Origin of the sequence: Stenotrophomonas sp. VV52 (assembly GCF_002893095.1) — a bacterium.
Taxonomy (GTDB): domain Bacteria; phylum Pseudomonadota; class Gammaproteobacteria; order Xanthomonadales; family Xanthomonadaceae; genus Stenotrophomonas; species Stenotrophomonas aracearum.
The window spans coordinates 1-901 of the sequence record NZ_PKQQ01000037.1 but is presented as its reverse complement, the minus strand read 5'-3'; the positions used below and the strand labels follow the sequence as shown (position 1 = coordinate 901).

The window sequence follows — 901 nt, the reverse complement described above, 5'->3', positions numbered from 1 at the left end:
TGATCAAACCCGCGAAAGCGGGTTTTTTCGTATCCGGGGTTTGCATGTTTGATCCGCATGCCTGATCCGCGGGGTAGAGCCGGGCCCTGCCCGGCTGCGCGTCACGCGTCGGCGACGTAGAACCGCGACGCCAGGCCCGCTCGACCCGGAAAATACTTGAACCAAGGGCGTGCGGCATCCACCGCTGCTGCCACCGACGCATGCGCCACCAGGCGTTCGAAGTAGGCGAGCAGATGTCGTTCGGTGTCCGGCACCGGCACATAGGCGATGGCATAGAACAGCGCGGGTGAAGCGGCGCAGTCGGCCATGCTGAAGTCTTCGCCGGCCAGCCAGGTGCGACCCTCGAGCTGGCGGTTGAGTGCGGCGTAGCTTTTGAGCAGCAGCGCGCGGGCGGCTGCGGCGCTTTCTTCGCTGCGGCGTTCTTCCGGCTTGAGCAGTTCGGCGGTGAGCGCCTGCATGGGGGTCATCAGATAGAAGTCGCAGAAGCGGTCCCAGAAGCGGACGGCGAGTGCGGCATCGGGGTCGAGTGGAATCAGGCGCGCGCCGTCGGTGGCGTGGTGCTGCTGCAGGTACTCGATGATGATGCTGGTCTCGGCCACTGCCCTGCCCTGGTCGACCAGCAGGGGCATCTTGCCGGCGGGGGAGCGGGCATCGAGCGCTTCGCGCTGGGCGGGGTCGCCGAGATTGAGCAGCTGCTGGTCGAGGGCACTGCCAAGCGCATGGGCGGCGATCACCACCTTCTGGCAGCACGACGAGAGCGGGTGGGCGTGCAGGATCGGCAATGCCATGGAACCTCCAGACCATCGGTGTCGGCCGAGTATGCCTATCGCCGCTGCAGAATGCGTTGACAGACCTTGGGGCGATCCGCATAATTCGCCCCCTGAGTCGCCCAGGTGGCGGA

General features: G+C 66.1%; 1 protein-coding gene. It reads right to left on the bottom strand.

Annotation, left to right across the window (positions count from 1 at the left end):
- Nucleotides 1-101: 101 nt before the first annotated feature.
- Nucleotides 102-788: a glutathione S-transferase family protein gene (locus tag C2U58_RS19725; protein ID WP_102947330.1), complete on the bottom strand. Its 687-nt coding sequence runs from the start codon at nt 786-788 to the stop codon at nt 102-104.
- Nucleotides 789-901: the final 113 nt, after the last annotated feature.

Excerpts from the sequence above, each read along its gene's own strand:
- C2U58_RS19725 (WP_102947330.1), bottom strand. The coding sequence starts at position 788 with ATGGCATTGCCGATCCTGCACGCCCACCCGCTCTCGTCGTGCTGCCAG.